Source organism: Sphaerospermopsis sp. FACHB-1094, assembly GCF_014696195.1.
In the GTDB taxonomy this organism is placed as follows: Bacteria; Cyanobacteriota; Cyanobacteriia; order Cyanobacteriales; family Nostocaceae; genus Sphaerospermopsis; species Sphaerospermopsis kisseleviana.
Map to the genome: position 1 here is coordinate 40856 of NZ_JACJPT010000034.1, position 6814 is coordinate 47669.

Annotated in this window: 4 protein-coding genes and 1 CRISPR repeat array; of the genes, 2 read left to right on the forward strand and 2 right to left on the reverse strand. The window is 36.9% G+C overall.

Features of this window, described 5'->3' with window-relative positions; all coding sequences use genetic code 11:
* The first annotated feature begins 44 nt into the window (after window positions 1-44).
* Complete coding sequence (cas1d, locus tag H6F47_RS12835) at window positions 45-1049, forward strand: type I-D CRISPR-associated endonuclease Cas1d (protein ID WP_190649484.1); 1005 nt, start codon at window positions 45-47, stop codon at window positions 1047-1049.
* A 99-nt stretch (window positions 1050-1148) separates the two neighbouring features.
* The gene (gene cas2 / locus H6F47_RS12840; protein WP_096572095.1) at window positions 1149-1421 is read left to right on the forward strand and encodes a CRISPR-associated endonuclease Cas2; all 273 of its coding nucleotides are present in this window, start codon (window positions 1149-1151) and stop codon (window positions 1419-1421) included.
* Between the two features lie 227 nt (window positions 1422-1648).
* A CRISPR array of direct repeats spans window positions 1649-4682; the repeat unit is 37 nt; unit sequence ATTGCAATTTCCATTACTCCCTATTAGGGATTGAAAC.
* A 211-nt stretch (window positions 4683-4893) separates the two neighbouring features.
* Here cas2 and H6F47_RS12845 read toward each other — a convergent pair.
* Together H6F47_RS12845 and H6F47_RS12850 are read right to left on the reverse strand one after the other, a co-directional pair.
* Complete coding sequence (locus tag H6F47_RS12845) at window positions 4894-6180, reverse strand: glycosyltransferase (RefSeq protein ID WP_137666904.1); 1287 nt, start codon at window positions 6178-6180, stop codon at window positions 4894-4896.
* 84 nt (window positions 6181-6264) lie between these two features.
* Window positions 6265-6582, reverse strand: a complete 318-nt coding sequence (locus tag H6F47_RS12850) for a hypothetical protein (RefSeq protein ID WP_096572097.1) — start codon at window positions 6580-6582, stop codon at window positions 6265-6267.
* Between the last annotated feature and the right edge of the window lie 232 nt (window positions 6583-6814).

The following is a 6814-nucleotide window of genomic DNA, read 5'->3' on the forward strand; positions in this document are numbered from 1 at the left end:
TCACCTATCACCTAAAAACTGTCACTTATTTTGAGGATTTTATCATGGGTACTCTTTACATTTCACAAGCTGATTCTTTTATCGGTAAGGTTGATGAAAGAATTAATGTTAAGTTCGATAAGAAAACTATCATAGATGTACCATTTATTAAGTTAGATGGTGTAGTGGTTTTGGGTCGTTCTACTGTTTCACCAGCGGTGGTTTCTGAGTTGATGAATCGTCACATTCCTTTATCTTTTATTGATGAAAGAGGTCATTATTTAGGACAGTTACAACCGCAAATGTCTGGTAATATTTTTGTGAGAAAAGCTCAATGGCAAGCTGCGGGAAATACACCTCAATCAGTTCATGTTGTGCAGGGTTTTGTGAGGGGAAAATTAAAAAATTATCGTCAACTTCTGGTGCGTCGTCAACGAGAATCTGATAATCTTGATTTGTCTGCTGATATTACTCCTTTGGAAAATGTCATTGCAGCGATTGATAAAACTGAAAATATTGATTCTTTGCGTGGTTTAGAGGGTGCTGGTAGTGCGGTTTATTTTGGTTGTTTTAATCGCCTAATTCTTAATCCTAATTTTGAATTTACTAAGCGTGTCCGTCGTCCACCTACTGATCCGGTAAATTCTTTGTTGAGTTTTGGATATTCTTTATTACGTCATGATATCCAAGCTGCTGTAAATATTGTGGGTTTTGATCCTTATTTGGGATATCTCCATTTTGATCGTTATAATCGTCCTTCTTTAGCTTTGGATTTAATGGAGGAATTTAGACCTTTGGTGGTTGATTCTTTGGTTTTGACTTTATTGAATAAACAACTTTTAAAGCCAGATGATTTTATTAGTGAACCCTTGAGTAATGCTGTTTCTCTTACTGCTGAAGGTAGGAAAATTTTTCTCACTAATTATGAGAAGAAAAAACAATCAGATTTTAAACATCCAGTAATGGGTAAAAAATGTACTTATCGAGAATCTTTTGAATTACAAGCTCGGTTATTAGCTAAATATTTGATGGGAACAACTGACAAGTATCCACCTTTGTTTATTAGGTGACAGGTGACAGGTGACAGGTGATAGGTGACAGTAAATAGTTTATTACCCAATCACCAATCACTGATTCATTATCAATTATCAATTTTCAATTATTAATTTATGAATGTTGTTGTTTCTTACGATATTTCTGAGGATAAGCGGCGGACTAAAATTCACAATATCCTCAAGTCTTATGGCCAATGGGTACAGTATAGTATTTTTGAATGTGAATTGACTGATACTCAGTATGCCAAACTGCGATCGCGTCTCCATAAGCTGATCAAGGCTGATACTGACAGCATCCGTTTCTATTTCCTTTGTGCTTGCTGTCACGGTAAGATAGAAAGAATCGGTGGTGAGCAACCCCGCGATCACACTGTTTTCTTTGCTTGATGCGCGGATGGGTGGGTGTAAAAATTTTAGGTGAACAAAAAATGGCTGAAATTATCTCTATACAAGGCTTTCATGATTTTTATCCAACTCACCCACCCGCGCACTTTACACAGCAAGAGTTTCAGCCATTTTACCCCTTGACACAATTTCTGAAATCGACTATTATTATCTCATTCGCGCAATTGAACCTTGAAAACTACATATATATAGGCTTTCAGCCGCCCGCTATTGCAATTTCCATTACTCCCTATTAGGGATTGAAACATGGACAACTCCTCTAGCAGCGCCTCGTTTACTGATTGCAATTTCCATTACTCCCTATTAGGGATTGAAACTATACGTATATAGATAGCAAACTAGATAAGGATGTAATTGCAATTTCCATTACTCCCTATTAGGGATTGAAACCTACCAATCATTGCAACCGCACTGATATATAAACATAAAATTGCAATTTCCATTACTCCCTATTAGGGATTGAAACTACGAATTTTTGAGTATTGCTTTTTGATACGATCAATCAGATTGCAATTTCCATTACTCCCTATTAGGGATTGAAACTTGCCTGCACCGCATCCAGCAACTGCTACAGGCAATTGCAATTTCCATTACTCCCTATTAGGGATTGAAACATTCAATCATCAATTACTACTCGCAAAAATTGGGATTGCAATTTCCATTACTCCCTATTAGGGATTGAAACTAGAGAACCGTAATCATGTATTTGATCAGCTTCGCGATTGCAATTTCCATTACTCCCTATTAGGGATTGAAACTACCAAGTGCAACTGCCATGAGTAGCCAAAGAATATTGCAATTTCCATTACTCCCTATTAGGGATTGAAACATTGCTTACCCATATCAAGATGATGTATTCCCTGTTATTGCAATTTCCATTACTCCCTATTAGGGATTGAAACTCGATTTTGCTAACTTCCCAATTTAACTCTAATTCTATTGCAATTTCCATTACTCCCTATTAGGGATTGAAACCTCTAGAGAAGTAATTGCTATTGACGCTCAAATAGATTGCAATTTCCATTACTCCCTATTAGGGATTGAAACTTTTCAATTGTGAAAACTTCTTTATCGGGCGCATTGCAATTTCCATTACTCCCTATTAGGGATTGAAACAGAAGTTGATCGAGACAAGAAACTGAAAGCAATAGAAATTGCAATTTCCATTACTCCCTATTAGGGATTGAAACTCCAAAAATAGATGACGACTTGCTGGAATGGTGGAAATTGCAATTTCCATTACTCCCTATTAGGGATTGAAACTTCTAGCTTCAAAGAAGCCAAACTCGCCACAAAATTGCAATTTCCATTACTCCCTATTAGGGATTGAAACTCTCGCACACCCCTAACTCTTCACTAACTGTTTATTGCAATTTCCATTACTCCCTATTAGGGATTGAAACAAAAGACTTAGATTCTGATTCTGACCGAAACTTGTAATTGCAATTTCCATTACTCCCTATTAGGGATTGAAACTCTATAAATTTTGTTTTCCATGCTTGTTTAGCATCTTATTGCAATTTCCATTACTCCCTATTAGGGATTGAAACGATATTCGTGGCGGCTATTTTCTGCCTTTTTATCATTGCAATTTCCATTACTCCCTATTAGGGATTGAAACGCATATTCATTGATCACTTTTAGCGCGAGAATTATATTGCAATTTCCATTACTCCCTATTAGGGATTGAAACAGGGGGAAAATAGCCCTATGCGGGGATTGCATAGCCCTTATATTGCAATTTCCATTACTCCCTATTAGGGATTGAAACTTTGTATCTTGTCTGCACATATAGGCTTTTATAGTATTGCAATTTCCATTACTCCCTATTAGGGATTGAAACGAATTTTGCAAAAAGCGGTCGCACTTGATTGGTAGTTAGATTGCAATTTCCATTACTCCCTATTAGGGATTGAAACAGCAGTAGAGATTGCTCTCCCAACTTTACCCAAATTGCAATTTCCATTACTCCCTATTAGGGATTGAAACACTACGGACAAAATGCCGTAATCGGTGGAAATCCTATTGCAATTTCCATTACTCCCTATTAGGGATTGAAACATTTAATGTAGTTTGTGAGGTTTCCGCAAAAATTTCTGATTGCAATTTCCATTACTCCCTATTAGGGATTGAAACCCAAAACTTCCCCAAAGTCTTTAATAAAATAATTGCAATTTCCATTACTCCCTATTAGGGATTGAAACTCATTTGTGAAATGACCGGCTAATTTAGCAGCGTGTAACATTTTAGATTGCAATTTCCATTACTCCCTATTAGGGATTGAAACTAGGAACGATTAAAAACCGTGTCTTGTTACCTTTACCAATTGCAATTTCCATTACTCCCTATTAGGGATTGAAACTTCTTTAAGATGAATATCTGCTAATTGTTTAGCTATTGCAATTTCCATTACTCCCTATTAGGGATTGAAACCTTTTATGGTCATCTTCCTTCTGTTTCAAATCCAATTGCAATTTCCATTACTCCCTATTAGGGATTGAAACTAACTTGGAGGCGATCGCGTCGGAACACTCTCTTTATTGCAATTTCCATTACTCCCTATTAGGGATTGAAACAGCGACATTTCCACCGACTTGCCGGATACTTTCTATTGCAATTTCCATTACTCCCTATTAGGGATTGAAACAATTTCCCCCGCAAGTTTTATGTCTTGTCTTTCATTGCAATTTCCATTACTCCCTATTAGGGATTGAAACTTACCAGAGCTACTTGTGATTCTAAACTTTTAGCATTGCAATTTCCATTACTCCCTATTAGGGATTGAAACGCTTGTTGACCACGAAAAATGGCTACAGGATGCTGTCGGACATTGCAATTTCCATTACTCCCTATTAGGGATTGAAACCCTGAAGGAACGGCAATTATAACTCTAGAGGGGAAATTGCAATTTCCATTACTCCCTATTAGGGATTGAAACTTTCTGATGACTTTCTAATTTTTTGATTGTCGTCCAGTGAATTGCAATTTCCATTACTCCCTATTAGGGATTGAAACTAGTTTTTCTGTGGGATTAGATCCGGGCGTGCGTATTGCAATTTCCATTACTCCCTATTAGGGATTGAAACACAATGTAGGTCAGCTAATTAAAACTCCTAAAATTAAAATTGCAATTTCCATTACTCCCTATTAGGGATTGAAACCTCTCAAGTTGAGGACGCGGTAACTTCCCGCATTATGGCACGGTGGTTAAAATTTCACTTACTCCCTATTAGGGATTGAAAAATTATTTTAACAGTGGTGGTTGTGGTGGCGGTTGCAGTTAAAATTACTCATAATCCTGTAAATCCTAAAATCCTGGACATCCTGATTCAGACAAGTTGAAATTTCCAATAATCCCTATGAGGAATTGAAACCTAAAAATCTCTATTTTTGTTTTCAGAAAACACTCTTAAATACTGTCACCTGTCACCTGTCACCTGTCACCTGTCACCTGTCACCTCAAAAATCCCATTTCCTGTAAACCCTGACGCAACCTTTTAGCCTCTTGCGGATTATCTTTTTCATGGAGAGCGATCGCATATTCAAAAGCTGCCAAACTATTCTTCACATCACCCACTCTCAACAACACCACCCCTAAATTTTGATAAGCTTCCGCATAATCAGGATTTAAAAAAACCGCATGATTATAAGCATCAATCGCCTCAACAAACAAACCCATTGCTTTAAACACCATCCCCAAATTATAATACCCAATCACAAAACGATCATCAATTTTCAAAGCAGTTTCATAAGCATTTTTCGCCCCTGGCAAATCTCCCATCGCTTTCAACAAATTACCCAAATTATTATATCCTCCCAATTTCAACAAAGGATAAATAGGTAATTTAACCGCCGCTTGATAATAAGAAATCGCCAAAGAATAGTTTTTCAAATGTGTATGAGCAATACCCAAATGATAATTTAACTCATACAAAATATCATAATTTATTTCTTGAATATCTTGATCCCACAGATTTCTCACCTGATTAGAAGGTGAATCTTTCAACCAAGCAAAAGGTTTTTTATCTGTTTTTTTGCGACTACCAACAATCTGAATTAAACCCCGATTTAATAATTCTATTCCCTCATTAACTTTACCCATTTCCACATACAACGCCCCCAACTTACTGCAAACATAAGCATCATCTGGATGATTTGCAAAAAATTCCAGCATAGCAGTTGCAGCTTTAGCATATTTATTTTGTTGATTAATAGCAGATTTTTGATATCCAGTATGCAAAATAGCAACCTGTGGTAAATAACCAACTTGCCAATAAGTTTCTTTATTTAAAATCGCCGCAATACTATCATCAACCAAAGCATGATAAGGACGTTCAAATCTAATTTCTGGATGTTTACGAAATAAGCGAGAAACCAAAGAATAAGGTGATTGAGTCGCACCAACTTCTTGACGCACCAAATTGATTAATATATAATCATCTGTATTAATCGCTTCTCTAATTTGTGGTGCAATTTCTGGTGCAAGAACCTCATCAGCATCCAACACCAAAACCCAGTCACCAGTCACATATTTTAAAGCCTCATTCCGCGCCGCACTAAAATCATTACACCATTGAAAATAATGTAATTTAGCACCAAATTGTTGAGCAATTTCCGGCGTTTTATCAGTTGAACCCGTATCTAAAACTACAATTTCATCCACCAAATTTTGCACACTTTCCAAACACCTTGGTAAAGCAGCTTCTTCATTTTTAACAATCATGCACAAACTGAGTTTCATAATTTTTATTATATAATTTGCAATTCGTAATTCTTAATTAATAAGACCTTTTCCCAATCACCAATCACCAATCACCAATCACCCTTACAAAGACCGAATTAAATCCACAAAACCATAAATACTAACACTGAGTAAAAGACAAGCTGTAAATTGGGTAATTAATCTTTGGTAAAGAGGTGGGTGAACATTTTCCCTGATAGATATTGTTTCCCGAACCAAAATAGAAATTGAAGCCCCAAGTACAAAACTTAAACCCAGCACCAAATAAGGTGTATCTGGTACAATTGTGGAAATAATTAACATGGCGATCGCCAGCAGCAACATCAACAATTCAATAAATCGCGGTGGATTATATTGACTAGATAAAATTAAAGTATTAACCCAAAAATTCCACAATCTCATAATTGGTAATTGATAATTGATAATTGATAATTGATAATGGGTAATTAGTTTATAGGGAAATATCAAACTGATTACCCAGTCCCCAGTCCCCAGTCACCAGTCACCAGTCACCAGTCCCCAGTCACCAGTCCCCAGTCACCAGTCACCAGTCACCAGTCACCAGTCCCCAGTCACCAGTCACCAGTCCCCAGTCACCAGTCACCAGTCCCCAGTCCCCAGTCACCAGTCACCA

What these genes read in the sequence shown, in the direction of transcription:
- cas1d (WP_190649484.1), top strand. Translation starts at nt 45, where the DNA reads ATGGGTACTCTTTACATTTCACAAGCTGATTCTTTTATCGGTAAGGTT.
- cas2 (WP_096572095.1), top strand. Translation starts at nt 1,149, where the DNA reads ATGAATGTTGTTGTTTCTTACGATATTTCTGAGGATAAGCGGCGGACT.
- H6F47_RS12845 (WP_137666904.1), bottom strand. Translation starts at nt 6,180, where the DNA reads ATGAAACTCAGTTTGTGCATGATTGTTAAAAATGAAGAAGCTGCTTTA.
- H6F47_RS12850 (WP_096572097.1), bottom strand. Translation starts at nt 6,582, where the DNA reads ATGAGATTGTGGAATTTTTGGGTTAATACTTTAATTTTATCTAGTCAA.